The organism is Bradyrhizobium sp. ARR65 (assembly GCF_000472385.1).
In the GTDB taxonomy this organism is placed as follows: Bacteria; Pseudomonadota; Alphaproteobacteria; order Rhizobiales; family Xanthobacteraceae; genus Bradyrhizobium.
Map to the genome: position 1 here is coordinate 43,139 of NZ_AWZU01000053.1, position 15,791 is coordinate 58,929.

General features: G+C 63.6%; 8 protein-coding genes, 1 tRNA gene and 2 pseudogenes. 7 read left to right on the forward strand and 4 right to left on the reverse strand.

Features of this window, described 5'->3' with window-relative positions:
* Positions 1-242: 242 nt before the first annotated feature.
* The gene (locus tag F758_RS0136190) at positions 243-6,446 is read left to right on the forward strand and encodes a filamentous hemagglutinin family protein (RefSeq protein ID WP_024512433.1); all 6,204 of its coding nucleotides are present in this window, start codon (positions 243-245) and stop codon (positions 6,444-6,446) included.
* Positions 6,447-6,785: 339 nt separating this feature from the next.
* A pseudogene (locus F758_RS48585) lies at positions 6,786-6,913 on the forward strand (IS5/IS1182 family transposase); the annotation flags it as partial.
* Positions 6,914-7,179: 266 nt separating this feature from the next.
* Here the strand turns inward: F758_RS48585 and F758_RS0136200 are convergent.
* Positions 7,180-7,273: transfer RNA gene (locus F758_RS0136200), tRNA-Ser, on the reverse strand.
* A gap of 689 nt (positions 7,274-7,962) precedes the next feature.
* Between F758_RS0136200 and F758_RS0136205 the strand changes: the two genes are divergently transcribed.
* Positions 7,963-9,549 (forward strand): porin, encoded by a 1,587-nt coding sequence (locus F758_RS0136205; RefSeq protein ID WP_024512435.1) that lies wholly within the window; start codon positions 7,963-7,965, stop codon positions 9,547-9,549.
* 293 nt (positions 9,550-9,842) lie between these two features.
* On the opposite strand, the gene F758_RS45360 is transcribed toward F758_RS0136205, so the two are convergent.
* Positions 9,843-10,190 (reverse strand): helix-turn-helix domain-containing protein, encoded by a 348-nt coding sequence (locus F758_RS45360; RefSeq protein ID WP_024512436.1) that lies wholly within the window; start codon positions 10,188-10,190, stop codon positions 9,843-9,845.
* Positions 10,191-10,345: 155 nt separating this feature from the next.
* Positions 10,346-12,535 carry a lytic transglycosylase domain-containing protein gene (locus tag F758_RS0136215; protein ID WP_084305939.1) on the reverse strand — a complete coding sequence of 730 codons (2,190 nt, stop codon included), beginning with the start codon at positions 12,533-12,535 and terminating at the stop codon, positions 10,346-10,348.
* 341 nt (positions 12,536-12,876) lie between these two features.
* On the opposite strand from F758_RS0136215, the gene dapA reads away from it, so the two are divergent.
* The 4 genes from dapA (at position 12,877) to F758_RS45365 (ending at position 15,385) form a co-directional block, all read left to right on the forward strand.
* Complete coding sequence (gene dapA, locus F758_RS0136220; RefSeq protein WP_024512438.1) at positions 12,877-13,767, forward strand: 4-hydroxy-tetrahydrodipicolinate synthase; 891 nt, start codon at positions 12,877-12,879, stop codon at positions 13,765-13,767.
* Positions 13,768-13,807: 40 nt separating this feature from the next.
* Complete coding sequence (gene mscL, locus F758_RS0136225) at positions 13,808-14,224, forward strand: large conductance mechanosensitive channel protein MscL (protein WP_024512439.1); 417 nt, start codon at positions 13,808-13,810, stop codon at positions 14,222-14,224.
* Between the two features lies 1 nt (position 14,225).
* Complete coding sequence (gene smpB / locus F758_RS0136230; protein ID WP_024512440.1) at positions 14,226-14,699, forward strand: SsrA-binding protein SmpB; 474 nt, start codon at positions 14,226-14,228, stop codon at positions 14,697-14,699.
* A 107-nt stretch (positions 14,700-14,806) separates the two neighbouring features.
* Complete coding sequence (locus F758_RS45365; protein WP_035724294.1) at positions 14,807-15,385, forward strand: peroxiredoxin; 579 nt, start codon at positions 14,807-14,809, stop codon at positions 15,383-15,385.
* A 103-nt stretch (positions 15,386-15,488) separates the two neighbouring features.
* Here the strand turns inward: F758_RS45365 and F758_RS0136240 are convergent.
* Positions 15,489-15,791, reverse strand: a pseudogene (locus F758_RS0136240) (IS5/IS1182 family transposase); the annotation flags it as partial.

The following is a 15,791-nucleotide window of genomic DNA, read 5'->3' on the forward strand; positions in this document are numbered from 1 at the left end:
AGTGTTGCACGAGACCTATTTGCGTCTGGGCGGTGTGGCTGAACTCGGGCGCGTGCGCAATCCCGGCGGCTTGCTGTATCGCATCGCGCTTAACGTCGCGATGGACGGCTACCGTTCCGATGCCCGCTGGCTGCGGCGCGCGGAACTCGAAGCGCTGACGCATGTGGAGGAAGACCAATTGACGCCGGAGCGGATCGTCCTGACGCGACTTCCTGATCGCAAATGCGGCGCTGTTCGGCGGCGTGCGGCCGCTGCTGCCGGCGGACGGCAAGACGCTGGCGCTGAAGTTCGAGACGCCTTCCGCTTCCACGGCGCAGCTCGGCCAGCCACTGTCCTTCGACGGGACGGCGCTGTTCCAGGCCGCCCAAGGCGGATTTGCCGGCCAGTTGATCATGCAGGGCGTCGGCGAGATCTATGCCGATGCGCCGACCGCGGGCTTCGCCGGCGTGTCGATCCGTGCAGCTGAGATCGATGCCATCGCCGCACCGCGGCTGATGATCAACGGCTACGAAGGCATCATAAACGGCGTGCTGAGCTTCGAGGGCGGCAGCGACCTCTTCATCCGCGACGGCGTGACGCTCAGCGCGAGCGAACTCTTCCTGGTGGGCGGCAACATCACCATCGGCAACAACGTCACGCTCAGCACGGTCGGGCAGGGGCCTGCGCCGTTCGATTCCACCTCCCTTGGCACGAGTTATACCACCGCCTTCGGCACGACAGTGCTGGCGCTGTCCAACGGCGATCTCGAATTCCTCGGCTCGAACGGGGGCTCCGGCTCGATCACCATCGGGGCCGGCTCACAGCTCTTCTCCGAGGGCACGCTGGCCTTCGCCACCAATGGTGCGTCGAGCATCGATCCGACAGCGCATTTCGGGTCGCGCAACATCACCCTTGCGGTCGGCAGCATCAATGTCGGCGACAGCGCCGCGGTTGCGGCGGCCGGCGCGCCGGCCGGCTTCCTGTTCAATCAGGCCCTGTTCATCCTCGTCAACGGCGATCCCAGCCATGCCGCGCCCGCGCTGCAAAAGATCACGCTGAGCGCCGCGAGCTCGATCAACCTGTTCGGCTCGACCGGCCTCGACGCCACCGGCACCGGCATCGACCTCGTGCTGAACACGCCCGCCATTTACGGCTACGGCGCCGCCGGCGACACCGCGACCATTGCCGCCGGCACGATCACCTGGAACGGCATCGCCGGGGCGACGCCGCCGGCGCTCGGGGGCGGCGGTCTCGGGAGCGGCCTGGGTACGCTCGATCTCGTCGCCAGCGAGATCGAGTTCGGCAAGTTCGTCTCGTTGGATACCACCAACCCGAGCCGGGTCATCTACGGCTTCGGCAATGTCGATATCAGCGCCAGCTCGCAAATCGTCTCCGCCGGCAACAGCTCGCTCTATGTTTATCAGGCGCCGAGCGCGGCGGCCGGCGCGGTGTTCGGCCAGAGCGGCAGCGGCGGTGATCTGACGTTATCGACGCCGCTCCTGACCGGCGTGCAAAAATCGATCATGGCCTATGCGGCCGGTGGCGCGCTCAGCGTCACCGTGCCTGCGGGGCTTGCGCCGAGTGCGGCGACCTCGACCGTCTCCGGCGCCGAGATCGACCTGACCGGGGACAGCGTCGCCATCGCGAGCACTATCCTGCTGCCGAGCGGCAAGCTGGTGGTGAACGCGACCAACGACATCACGCTCGGCGGCAGCGGCCGTATCGATCTCTCCGGCCATCCCTCGATGATCCAGAAGGCGACGGTCTATGGCTTCGGCGGCACGGTGATCTTCACCAGCGCGCGGGGAAACGTGACGCAGGCTTCCGGCGCGGTGATCGATGTCTCCGCTACCGATGCCAATGCCGGCTCGATCACCGTCGCCGCGGGCAAGGGCAATGTCTCGCTCGGAGGCAGCCTCGTGGGCAGCGCGACCGGCAACAACACCAGTGGCGACTTCAGCGTCACCGCCGGCGCGCTTGCCGACTTTGCCGGCCTCAACACCATTTTGAGCAACGGCGGCTTCTTCGACGCCCGCAGTTTCGATATCAAGAGCGGGGATCTGACCATCGGCGACGGCGTCAAGGCGCATAGCGTCACCGTCTCCATGGACGGTGGAAGCTTGACGGTCAGCGGCACCATCGATGCCTCGGGCGCGGCGCCGGGCACGATCCGGCTGTCCGCCCTCAACGACCTGATCCTGGATCCCGCCGCCGTGCTCGATGCTCATGGCACGGTGCTGCAGGCCGACTCTTACGGCCAGCCGATCGAGGCCAAGAACCGCGGTCATGTCGAACTCACCACGACGGCGGGAACGCTGACGTTCGGGCCCAACGCGACAATCGATCTGTTGACGCCCGACGGCGTTGCCTATGGCGACATCGTGCTCAACGCGCCGCGGCTCGTCGGCTCGGCGGGAGGGGCCAGCGCCACCGGGGCGGGGGCGCCGGTCAACGCCACCGGCAACGACATCGCGATAGGGGCAGCGGGGCCGCTGACTATTGTCGGCGCGCGAAGCATCGCGCTCAATGGCTTCGCCCGCTATGCCGATGCGCCGTCCGATCCCAACGACCCCAACGGCCAGGTCATCACGCAAGCGTGGCTCGATCTGGTCGACCAGGACAGCACGGGGTTCGTGAACGGCGCGCTCGCCAACAGCAATCTCATGGGACGGCTGGCGGGCTTGACGGCCTTTGGCAGCGCGTTCCATTTGCGCCCGGGCGTCGAGATCGACAGCGCGACCGTGAACGGCAATCTCACCGTGTCGGGCGATATCGACCTTGCTGGCTATCGCTACGGCCCCAATGCCGACCGTACCCTTAATTCGCCCAGCTACGGTGCGGGCGAACCGATCAGCCTTGTGATCCGGGCGGGCGGCAATCTGACGATTCAGGGGAGCATATCGGACGGCTTTCAGACGGCTTTGGCTGCTCCCGCCCTCTATTCGCCGATCGCCAACATCACCTTGAATCCTGTCTTTACTGTTATTGGCGCGACCTATGCGCTGAGCCCTGGTCAGACCGTGCAAACGAGCACCGCCTGGACTGTTCCAACGACCTGGGGGCTGGTCCTCCCCTTGTATCCGAGGGATCCGAGTGGCCATCGCTATGCCCTCGGGCAGACCATTCCGGCCGGAACCATTTTGAGCTTCCTGCGCATTCCGGCTGCCGTGGCATCATCCGTCAACGGCATATTTGCCGCACCGTCAGCTTCCGCCATCCCGGCCGCAACCAGCGGTACGTTGCCCTGGGCCGCCATGTTGGCAAGCGGCTCGCAATCGGCGTCGCTACGACTGACGGCAGGCGCCGATCTTTCCGCCGCAGATCAGCGCGCGATGCAGCCAGTTGGCGCGCTCAATGGCGGTGGAAATCTGAGCCTCAACGATCCCGCCTACAATGCGTCCGTGAATGGCACCTTCTTCAGCGTGGTTCGCACCGGCACCGGCAGCCTCGAACTCCTTGCTGGCGGCAGCTTCAGCGAGGCGACCCCGTACGGCGTCTATACTGCCGGCACGCAATCCGCCCCGGCTCTGGTCAACGGCAGCAATCCCTACGACCTGGTCGGTACGATAAGAAGCGGCCTCACGCATGCTTGGTATCCGGAACATGGCGGCGATTTGCTGCTCGTAGCGCAGCAGGATGTCACGGGCTATATCGCAACTGCGGACAACACTTACCGTTATGTCGACACGGATCGAATCGCCAACTGGCTCCAACGCCAGGGTGGCGGCGGTCTGTCCTCGGATCCCACGGCGTGGTGGATCAATTTCGGCACCTTTGCCAGGGCCAATCCAAATGCGTCGGGCAGTTCGCTCGTTGGCTTCCAGGGGATCGGCACTCTCGGTGGCGGCAATCTGACGGTGATCGCGGGCCGCAACGCGGGCGCATCCGATGGCAGCGACGCAAACACCTCGACCGGGCTCGATATTGCGGTCGCTTCGACCGGGCGCTTGTTGCCGAATGGAGCGCTACTTCAGACCGGCGGCGGCGACCTGACGCTCAGCGTCGGAGGCGTTCTCAATTCCATGAGTCCATTGAGCGCGTCGAGCTTGCCTTCCGATTCCTTCGGTTCAATCGCCGATCTGCGGGGGGATATAACCGTTGCGGCCGGAGCGCTCGGAGTTGTAGCGCAAAATCAGAGGGCCGCGAATTTCAGTTCGCTTGATCCGCGCACGCTTGATCCATCGACGTTCAAGGACTCGATGAAAACGCCCGGTCCGACGTTCGCGCTGGGCGACGGCATCGTCGACATCACGACGCGCGGCGACCTGGTGTTTGGCGGCGCCAGCGATCCCGGCATGGCGGCGCCGGTAAACGTGAACGGCATACCCTACGCACAGCCCAATGCGGACGGACTGCCCATGACCATCACCGGAGGTGGAGTTACCAATTTCACTCTTTGGACTCCATCCACTGCGATCAGCCTGTACGCGGCGGGCGGCGACGTGGCGCCGCTGGCTGGGGATACCACGGGCCAACAGAACGCAAACGGCTTCTACCCGGGGACGCTGATTGCAGCAGCCGCCAACGGCGATATCCGTTTCGGCGGATTCGCCATGGAGATGATACCATCACCGTTCGGCCAGCTCGAGTTGCTGGCGGCAGGGTCGATCTACGGGTCGGGTCAGGTGGTGGCGATGTCGGGTGCGGACATGAGCACGCTCGCGACGCCGTTCCGTCCGGTGTTCTCTCCCAGCGTACAGACCATGAACGCCTCGCCGAACGCCGCCTATCGCGTCAACCCTTTCAATCCGATCGCCTTCGGGGAAGACACGCCCAGCTCCAACCTACATGAAGCGGACACTCAGCCCGCGCTGGTCTATGCCGGCATCGATATCGACGATCTCACGCTCGGGACGACGCAGCTCATGAATCGTAGTGCGTCGAAAGGCTTTGTTCCGACCCACACCAACTGGTACCTCGCAGCGAAGCCGTTCGAGGTGATCGCCGGCCGCGACATCGTCGGCACGGGCGCGGTGCCGGACGTGTTCCTGAACACCAGCGCCAGCGGCATTTCGTTCATGCAAGCCGGCCGCGACATCATCTACCAGTCGGTCGACATCCTCGGTCCGGGCCTGCTTCAGATGCAGGCTGGCCGCAACCTGTACCAGGGCTATTACGGCTCGCTCACCAGCGTGGGTGACGTGGTGAACCCCGGTAACACCGCGGGTGGCGCCGGCATCACCGTGCTGACCGGCGTCGGTGCGAACGGTCCCGACTACACCGATTTCGCCAAGCTGTATTTCGATCCCGCCAATCAGTTGGCGAGCAACGGCACGCCGCTCGCGGGCAGCGGCAAGGTGGCCAAAACCTATGATCAGGAGCTGCGGAACTGGCTGAAGCAGCGCTTCGGCTATGCCGCAACCTCTGCGGCCGATGCGCTCGCCTACTTCCTCGCGCTGCCGAGCGAGCAGCAGGGCGTGTTCGTGCGCGACATCTTCTACAAAGAACTCACCCTCGGCGGCCGCGAGTACAACGATCCCACGAGTTCGCGTTACCGAAGCTATCTGCGCGGCCGCGACGCGATCGCGACGCTGTTCCCGGATCAGGACGCTCAGGGCAAGCCGATCACCTATTCGGGCGGGCTCACGATGTTCAGCGGCTTCGTCAAGAGCAGTTCGGGCGCGACCTATTTGGCTGATGCGGGCATCCATGCCCAGGGAGGCGGCGCGATCCAGATCCTCGATCCGGGCGGGCAGACCATCCTCAGCGTGGAAGGCGTCGCGCCCGGCGCGGCTGCCGGCCTGATCACGCAGCGACAGAACAGCGATATCGACATCTATTCGCTCGGCAGCATCCTGCTCGGCCAAAGCCGCATCATGACCACCTTCGGCGGCAATATTCTCGCTTGGTCTGCGACCGGCGACATCAACGCCGGCAACGGTTCGAAGACGACGACGATCTTCACCCCGCCGCTGCTCAGCTACGACAATTACGGTAATGTCACGCTCTCGCCGCCCACGCCGGCGAGCGGCGCGGGCATCGCCGCGCTCGCGACCATCCCGGGCACACCGTCGAGCAACGTGGACCTGATCGCGCCGCTCGGCACCATCGATGCAGGCGAGGCCGGCATCCGCGTCTCCGGCAACCTCAACCTCGCCGCGCTGCAAGTCGTCAATGCCGCCAACATCCAGGTGCAGGGGACATCGACCGGTCTTCCGACCGTGGCGGCGCCGACCGGCCAGCTGTCGCTCTCCGCCAACACCACTGTGGCAACCCAGCAGGCAACCGCGCCCACGCAGCCGAGCAACAACGGCCAACCTTCAGTCATCATCGTCGAGGTGCTGGGCTATGGCGGGGGTGACACGGGTAACGAGGGCCAACAGCCATCGGATCAAAGACGCAAGGGTGATGGTAGGCAGACCTACAATCTGAACAGCCCGGTGCAGGTTATCGGCAGCGGCGAGCTCACCGTGGGCCAGAAGCGCCAACTCACGCTGCCAGAACAGCAGAAGTATGACGCGCCTTGAGAGCCGCCGGAACGTGCTGGTGCCTGAATTCTCCTGCTGTTTGTCGTAGCATGGCTGCCGTCGGCAATGGCACAGGAGCGAACGGCCGCGCCGAAAGATCGCGAGGCCTATCGGAATCCAGCCGATCTGAGGCTCTTGCCATCTGCTATCGGATTGTGGAGCCGATGCTTCCACCGCCGACGATACAACTGCGCCACGACTGCCACTTGCAGCTCTTGCCATATTTCACCGCGCCACCGCGAAGGATGGCGCGGGGCGAGGCGCGGCTGGCGGTGAAGCATGGTGCGACGGCCGGCTCAGCGCGATTCTGATTCTGAACTGATTTGTCGCGATCGCAACTTCCGCCGCTTCAGTCGCTGGAGCGCCAAAGGGGTTGGTGGCGGGTGTTCGAAGCGCTGTCGGACGATCCCGACTTTGGACACCTGATCGTCGACTCGACCATCGTTCGCGCCCACCAGCACGCGGCTCCTAGGGCGCCGCTTTACCTATAGCAGCCAGTGCACGACTGCGGCGCCGGCGCCAATGACCAGAGGCAATTGCGGCCACCACGATCAGCAGCGCGTAAGCGGGCGCGCTGTCGGACATGCGGAAACGGTCGCTCATACAAGCGTCTCCGCAATTTGATGCCGGTCGTGTTTTTCAGCGCCCTGGACCGCAGCGAGTCGTGTGTCAGTGGGTTCAGGTGTGGGTAGAAAATCGAAAACCTCGATTCTCCGGGGATTTCCGCGAATTTTGGCGGAGACGGAGGGATTCGAACCCTCGATAGGGCTTTACAACCCTATAACGGTTTAGCAAACCGCCGCCTTCAGCCACTCGGCCACGTCTCCGGCAGGGTCGGTATGCCTGACGCTGCTCTGCGCCGCAAGCGGCAGATTGGCATGTCCCGCTTGTAATGTGCAGGGCCCGCCCGGATCGTGAATTCGGTCCATTGCTCCGGCCGGTGGAAACCGATTCTCGCCTCTCGGCCGCGGCTCCGGCGGAGCCGACGAACCGCCCGCGCGCGATCTGTCGGTCAGCGGCAACTCGTCGGCAGTCGGCCTGATCGGCGATGTCATTGCGCTCATTATGACGGAGATCGCAGGGCGCCCTTCGATTCGCCGCTGATGCAATTGCGCCACGGGAGACGGCGCGAATGGCCGTTTGCACGGCGAACCGGCACCGACAAGGGCCGCTTTAAAATCCTTCGAAAAAACAAAGGCTTGCGAAGAGGGCGCGATCACGATTGCGTGTTATTTGTGCAACACCCTTCGGAAAACGCGCTGCAGCACCGCGTTGGACGCGGTTCCTTTGTTGCTTGTGCATGGCCCTTCGGTAATTCTGAGATCGCGACGGAGGGGGGCATCCCGAAGTCGTCCCGTGTTTTCAGCTTGTCGCTTTACGTCCCTCGCGTTTCGCGGGTGTGTCCGAAGGCGCGATGAGACGCATGCGCGGGTCACGGGGACTAAGGGACCTGACTTGGGGTGTTTCACCCAGTGGATCCGGAACCTTCCCTGATAGAGCAACTTGGAGGTTTAACATGAAGTTGGTTAAGAGCCTTATGCTCGGCTCAGCGGCGGGTCTCATCGCCATGAGCGGGGCACAGGCTGCTGATCTTCCCGTCAAGGCCAAAGCGGTCGAGTACGTGAGGATCTGCTCCCTGTATGGTGCCGGATTCTGGTACATCCCTGGCACCGACACCTGCATGAAGATCGGCGGCTATCTGCGCGTCGACACTACGTTCAACGGCGGCATTTACAATCAGCCGGCATGGTCGGGCGACCTTGGTCAGGGTAACCGGTTCGTCGACATGATCCAGAGCCGCTCCCGTATGGCTCTGACTGTCGATACCCGTACGGCCACCGAATACGGCGTCGTCCGCACCTTCATGCAGGGCGACTTCCAGTTCAACAACTTCGGCACCACCAACCCGACGTCGCTTGCGACGTCAGGCACGCCGACGGCACTTGGCGGCATCAGCGGCACCTTGCTGAACAATGACGGCGGCGGTTACGTCGCGGTTGAGTATGTCTTCATCCAGTTCGCCGGCTTCACCTTCGGTAAGTCGTCCTCGGCCTATGCGACGCCCTGGAATGGCTATCCCGGCAACAACAGCTCGTTCTTGCTCGGCGGCCACGATACAGTCACGGGCGTGAACAACATCCAGTACCAGGCGCAGTTCGGCAACGGCGTGTCGGCCACCATCGGCCTCGATGATCCGACGATCTTCAACCGCACCGCCTTGTACAACCTGTCGACGCCGGTCAGTGCGACCGTTCCGACGCCCGTCGGCCCGAATGGTCTCGGCGTCAACGCCTACGGCGGCTTCGTCGTGCCGGATCTGGTCGGCAACGTCCGCATCGATCAGGCCTGGGGTCTGTTCCAGGTGTCGGGTGCCTTGCATGACGTGAGCGCGAGCTACAACACGCTCACCTTTGGCGGCGCGCCGACGACCGCCTCGATCCTGTCGGGTCACCCTGACTCGAAGGTGGGTGGTTCGGTGATGGCTGCGTTGCAGATCAAGAACATCCCGACCGGACCTGGCGACGACATCAAGTTCGATGCGAGCTGGGCGAAGGGTGACACGAAGAATGTCATCGAGACGAGCTCGACTTCGCCGAACTTCCTGATGATCGGCGGCGTTCCGGGTCAGTTCGGATCCAGTGGCACCATCGCCTGGGGCCCGACCACCGATGGTGTCTTCCTGCCGGTCGCTGCCGGTGGCGATGGCCGCATCCACCTGACGGAATCCTTCGGCTTCCGTGGCGCGTTCAACCACAACTGGGATCCTTACTGGTCGACCAGCTTGTTCGGTGCAATGGCGTGGGTACGGTACGACGACACTGCGCGGGCCGAATACTGCGCCGCGATTGCGGGGGCGGTGCCCGGTCAGGGCGTGTCGTATAGCTGCAACCCGAACTACAACGTGTCGCAGCTCGGCGTGGTCACCCGTTGGACCCCCGTCAAGAACCTGACGTTCTCGGCTGAAGCGATGTGGTTCCACCTGCACACCGGCTTCTCAGGGTTCTCGACCTTCTCGCCGGGCGCCCCGCAGCCAGTCCAGGCCTGGACCTTCAAGAACCAGGACACGCTGTCGCTCAACGTTCGCGTTCAGCGCAACTTCTGATCTCATCGTCCTCACGGACGACCTTCAAGGACCCCGGCAGGAAACTGCCGGGGTTTTTGCTTGGGATGACGTCGATCAATGCGAAATGTGAGCATCCATGCTCTCGAAAAGAGCACACGCTCCTGCGGAGTTCTTGTGGAGGATGAGCGCCTTCAACCAAGCCGTCGTTGCGAGGAGCCAACAGGTCCGCGCAAAGCGCGGCCCAATGACAGGCTCCAGCGACGAGGCAATCCAGACTTTCTCCGCGGATGCAGACTGGATTGCTTCGCTCGCGCTCGCAATGACGTTGCTCTCTAGATTTGTCGCGAAGTCAGCTCAGCCAAATGCTTGCGGGCCTTGTCCGTGAGTGAGAGGAAGACAATTTCGTCATCTTCGATTTGCCGAACAAAGCCTCTCCTGCAGAGGAGTCTCGATTGCGTCGTCACGAACGCAGCATCGACGTGAAGCATTTCGGCGACCGCCGCGACCGGAACGGCCTTGCCCCGCTCGAGCTCGTGCAAGGCCATGATGATCATCCATTGCGGCCCTCGCACGCCGAGAGCTCTCGCCCAGAAGTTCTGAACGTCCTCTAACTCCACCCGATCCTCCTCAGACAGCCAGAGTGGTCCCTGGTCTTTTTCTAGGTTATTGGCTTCATGCAAAAGCTGCGCCGATCCAATCCTCCACGCGCAAGTTGACGGTTCCATACTAGGCTAATTTGCTTCGCGTGTCGCGCTGACATTCGTCTAAAGCAATTGGGCAGTTCTGTGAGTGGCCGCTGTGACACGCGCACGCGCCGGTTATCCAGCCGGCCGCGCTATTCGATCGCACCGCGATGCAGGTCGGCCTCGATCTGCAGGTGCGTGCCGCCGCCGAAGCGGGCGCGGTAGACCTGCAGGTTCTCCATCACGCGCTGCACATAATTGCGAGTCTCGGAGAAGGGAATTAGCTCGACCCAGTCGACCGCGTCCACCTTGGGATCGCGCGGATCGCCGTAGCGCTCGATCCATTTCTTCAGGCTGCCGCGGCCGGCGTTGTACGCCGCGAAGGTCATGATGTAGGAGCCGCGATAATCTTCCAGCAGGCCGCCGAGCTCGGCGGCGCCGAGCGCCGTGTTGTAGACCGGATCGCTCTTCATCCGCCTGAGGTCGAAGGCGACGCCGGCGCGCTTGCAGACGTATTGGCCGGCATCTGGCGTCACCTGCATCAGGCCATAGGCCTGCGCCGGCGACACCACGGCCTGATTGAAAGCGCTTTCCTGCCGCGCGATCGCGAAGACGACGCTCTGCTCGACCTCCGGACCGATCGCCCGGTACTGCGGAATGCCGTTGAGGGGATAGGCATAGAAGTCGAACGGCAGCCCGCGATTGAGCGCGGCCTTGCCGACCAGGAGCATGCCGCGCGCATCGCCGTAGCGATGCGCGAGCTCGCCGAGTCCGACCAGTGCTTCGGGATCGCCGTTCTCGCCCGTATCCGCGAAGATCGGCACCGCGATTTCGCGCTCGTCCATCTCGTAGAGCAACTGCACGGCGCGGACGATCTCGAGCCGTTCGGCGCTGCGGCTGCGTGGCGCCGACCGCAAGCCGAGCTGCGGCAGGCCGAGCTTGGCGCGGGCCAATTGCCCATAATAGCTCGTCGATTGCTCGGCGGCGGAGGCGTAGGCTGCGCGCGCCTCCTGCATCCGGCCGGCCGCTTCCGCCGCGCGGCCCTGCCAATATCCGGCGCGGGCGAGCGTGGTCGGGTTGACGCTGCCGACGCCGATTCGTGCGAAATGCTGGGCGGCGGTCGTGGGATCGTTGAGGAAGCGCAGCGCGATCCAGCCCGCGGTGAATTCCTGCTCGGTCTTGTAGATATCGCGGGTCGGCAGCGCAGCATCGCGCGCGATCACATAGGCGGTGCGATATTCGCCGGCGTCGATCATCTTGCGCGCCAGCAGGCGCCGTTCGACCCACCATTCGTCGAGATTATTAAGCCGGGCCGGATCGCGCGGCGCGTTCAGCATGAGCTGCGCGGCTTCCGCGAATTTTTCCTCACGCCGCAGCAATTGGATCTTGGCGAAGAGATAGCCGGTGTCGCTGTGCAGTTCATACGGAACGGCTTCCAGCAGGGCGCGGAGGTTGGGCGCCTTGCGGTAGGCGGCGATCCGCGCTCTGGCCAATGCGACATAGCCGGAGCCGAGACGCTTGGCTGCGCGCATCGCGGCCTCATGCTCGCTGCCATAGAGCAGCGTGTCCATGCGCGCCTTGTGGTCGGATGGCGTGAGCAGCGCGCCGAACAGGTCGAGCGCGGTGCTCTCGGTTTCATCACCCATCGAGTCGTTGCGCCATGCCTCGCGCACCAGCCGCTCGGCATTGGCGCGGTCGCCGCGCGCCAGCAGCACCTTGGCGAGCGCAAAGCGGCCTTTGGCCGACAGTGGTGATTCGTTCTCGAACCACGACCACACTGCGGAGTCTTCGCGCTTGTCGTCCCACAGCGTGGCCTCCAGCCGCCGGCGCAGGAATGTTTGCGATGGCCAGCTCGGATTGGCCTCGATGAAGGCGCGATAGCGTTCGGCGCTCGCGCCATTGTCGTCGCTGCGCAGGATGATCCATTCGGCGAGCTTTTTGGCTACGGGATCGGAGATCGATGCCTCGACCTGGGTCGCCTCGGTCGGGTTGTGCTTGCGGATGAGTTCGATGACGTTTTCCAGCGCGTCGCGATCGCCTTGCGAGGTCGAGGCGGTCGCCGCGACCGCGGCGGGGATGATCGGCTTGCGCGGCAGCGCAGGCATTGCGGCACGCTGTCGCGTCGGCGGTGCGGCGAGCGGTGCCTGGCTGGAAATGCTTGCGGTCACCTTCGGCGCGGTCGCGGGAACGGATACGGAGGCGTGCGCCGAGACCGGGATGGCCTTGGGCACGGCGTTGCGTGCCGTGGGTACCGCATTGCGTGCGATCGGGCGAGGCTTCGGCAGAGGAACCTTGGGACCGATCAGCTCGTTTGCCGCATAGGCGGTCAGCCCGACCGACATGGTCAGGCTGATCGCCAGCACCGAGGATAAGGCAAGCAGGCCCGTCGATCGCAAAACGGCGGCGAGAGGAGAGGGGATCACGGCATTCCTTCGCGGCGAATCATTTGGTCGCCCAAGGGTTAGCGGTATTTGTCTGAATATTTCGAAAAAAACTGGAAAAACGCGCCCCGAAGGCCCGGTTTGTGCGCCTGCACCGCGGCAAAATCGCGGCCAAAGGCCCCCGCGAGGTTACGGTGGACCTCAGAGAGGCAAGCAGCCCTTTCGCCCAGTCGCCGGACCCGATAAGAAGGAGTGTTCAGCCAGATGCTAGCGGCCGCAGCCCGCGTTTTGGGAGAAGTTCCATGGCAGCCAAGACAAAATTCCGGGGTTCCTTCACCGCGCTCCTGACCCCGTTCAAAAATGGCTCAGTGGACGAGGCGGCGTTCCGCTCGCTGGTGAATTGGCAGATCTCCGAGGGCACTCACGGGCTGGTGCCGGTCGGCACAACCGGCGAGAGCCCGACGCTGAGCCATGACGAGCACAAGCGCGTTGTGGAGTGGTGCATCGCGGAAGCGAAGGGCCGCGTGCCGGTCATCGCCGGCGCCGGTTCCAATTCGACCAGGGAAGCCATCGAACTCTGCGAACACGCCGAACAAGCGGGCGCGGACGCCGTGCTTGTGGTGACACCTTATTATAACAAGCCGACGCAGGAGGGCCTTTACCAGCACTTCAAGGCCATCAACGACGCGATCGGGATTCCGATCATCATCTACAACATTCCGCCGCGCTCGGTGATCGACATGTCGGTCGATACCATGAAGAGGCTGTTCGAGCTCAGGAACATCGCGGGCGTCAAGGATGCGACCGCGAGCATGGTGCGGGTGTCGCAGCAGCGTGCAGCCATGGGCGAGGATTTCAACCAGCTCTCGGGCGAAGACGCGACCGTGCTCGGCTATATGGCGCATGGCGGTCACGGCTGCATCTCCGTGACGTCGAATGTGGCGCCAAGGCTCTGCTCGGAGTTTCACGTCGCCTGGCAGCGCGGCGATCACGCCACCGCGCTCAAGCTCCACGACAAGTTGATGCCGCTACACATGAACTTGTTCATCGAAAGCAATCCGGCGCCCGTGAAATATGCGCTCTCGCTGCTCGGCAAGATCGAGGAGAAGCTGCGCCTGCCGATGGTGCCGGTGTCCGAACCCACCCGGATCGCCGTGCGCAACGCCATGGTGCATGCCGGCCTGATCAACTGAGTGGGCCTGCGCTCTTCATGCGTGAAGCGAGGGGACCGATATGCTGAAAGAGTTCCGCGAGTTCGCGATGAAGGGCAACGTCGTCGACCTCGCGGTCGGGATCATCATCGGCGCTGCTTTCGGAGCGATCGTGAACTCGCTGGTTGCCGACGTCATCATGCCGATTGTCGGCGCGGTCACCGGCGGGCTCGACTTCTCGAATTATTTCCTCGCGCTGTCGAAGTCGGTCACTGCAGGCGACCTCGCGGAGGCGAAAAAGCAAGGCGCGGTGCTGGCTTGGGGACACTTCCTGACGCTCACGATCAACTTCTTCATCATCGCCTTTGCAATGTTCCTCGTCGTCCGCGCCATGAACAAGTTGAGGCGCCGTGAAGAGGCCGCACCCGCGGCGCCGGCAAAGCCGACGCCGGAGGTAGAGCTCCTGACCGAAATCCGGGATCTGTTGAAGAAGACTTGAAGTGGCCGAGAAAAACGAACGTGCGATCAAGGTGGTCGCGGAAAACCGGAAAGCGCGGTTCAACTACGCGATCGAGGATACGGTGGAAGCCGGGATTGCGCTGAGCGGTACCGAGGTGAAGTCGATGCGCGGCGGCAAGAGCACGATCGCGGAATCATATGCCGACGCAAGGGGCGGCGAGATCTGGCTGATCAACGCCAACATTCCCGAATATCTGCAGGCCAACCGCTTCAACCATGAGCCGAAACGGCCGCGCAAGCTGTTGTTGCACCGCAAGCAGATCAACAAATTGATCGGCGCGGTCGACCGCGAAGGCATGACGCTGATCCCGCTCAAGCTTTACTTTAACGAGCGCGGCCGGGCCAAGCTGCAGCTCGCCGTCGCCAAGGGCAAGAAGCTGCACGACAAGCGCGAGACCCTGAAGAAACGCGACTGGGGCCGGGAGAAAGGCCGCCTGTTGCGGGCAAGGGGGTAAAGCATACAGGTCGCAGGATGGGTTGAACGCAGTGAAACCCATCGCGGTGGTCGTTGGCCGACCGGTATCGCTTCGCTCGACCCGTGCTACGAGGAAACGAGGACGCAATGAACAACCAGCGAAATCTTCTCGAAGTCGATTGGAGCAAGATCCCCGCGCCGAGCGACGATGGAGGCGCAGCGCATCTGCCCGGCACGGCGATTCCGTCCGTCAGCCTGCGCGCGACGGACGACACCATGGTGACGCTGTCGGCGCTTTCCGGACGCAGCGTTGTATTCGCTTATCCCCGCACTGGCGAGCCGGGCAAGATCGCGCTGGTCGATGACTGGGATATGATCCCGGGGGCGCGCGGCTGTACGCCGCAGACCTGCGCGTTTCGCGATCTGTTCGCCGAGCTGAAGGCTGCAGGCGCCGCCCAAGTATTCGGCCTGTCCGCGCAGGACAACGCCTATCAGACCGAGATGGCCTCGCGGCTGCACCTGCCGTTTCCGGTGCTGTCCGACGAGAAGCTCGAACTAACCAAGGCGCTGCGCCTGCCCACGATGGAGGTGGCGGGATTGACGCTGATCAAACGGCTGACGCTCATCATCGATGACGCCCGCATCACGCATGTGTTCTATCCGGTGTTTCCACCGGACCAGAATGCCGCGGAAGTGCTGGCGTGGTTGAAGGAGAATCCGCGCTAAGGCCCGAGCGCTCCTCTCAACCCGTCATCCTAGGATGACGGGTTGACGTTAGTGTTCAGAATTACCTAAGAAGCTAATCCGTCGTCCGTGAAGAACCTGGATTTCAGCTCGGGACGAACTGAGGTCGAAGGATGAGCTGGGCGAGCCGCAACAAGAGCTCCAGCCAGCGGATGAGACGCCGGAAGTTGTAGCCGGCGGCGGCGAGGACGGCATTGGTGGCATCGCCCTNGCGGTGCCAGAGATAGTTCCGGCCCATCCGATGCTCGGATTTGAGGTGGCCGATGACCGGCTCGATGGCGGAGCGCCTTCGCATCTCGCGTTTGATCTTGGGCGTCACCCGCCGCTTCTGGCCTGAGGTGAACACCCTGAACTTGTAGTCGGGCGGCGCATTGTGGCCGCGATAGCC

Bases quoted from the DNA above. Each gene is read 5' to 3' on its own strand.
- dapA (WP_024512438.1), top strand. From the start codon at position 12,877: ATGGCAGCCAAGACAAAATTCCGGGGTTCCTTCACCGCGCTCCTGACC.
- mscL (WP_024512439.1), top strand. From the start codon at position 13,808: ATGCTGAAAGAGTTCCGCGAGTTCGCGATGAAGGGCAACGTCGTCGAC.
- F758_RS45365 (WP_035724294.1), top strand. From the start codon at position 14,807: ATGAACAACCAGCGAAATCTTCTCGAAGTCGATTGGAGCAAGATCCCC.
- F758_RS0136205 (WP_024512435.1), top strand. From the start codon at position 7,963: ATGAAGTTGGTTAAGAGCCTTATGCTCGGCTCAGCGGCGGGTCTCATC.
- F758_RS0136215 (WP_084305939.1), bottom strand. From the start codon at position 12,535: ATGTCGGTCGGGCTGACCGCCTATGCGGCAAACGAGCTGATCGGTCCC.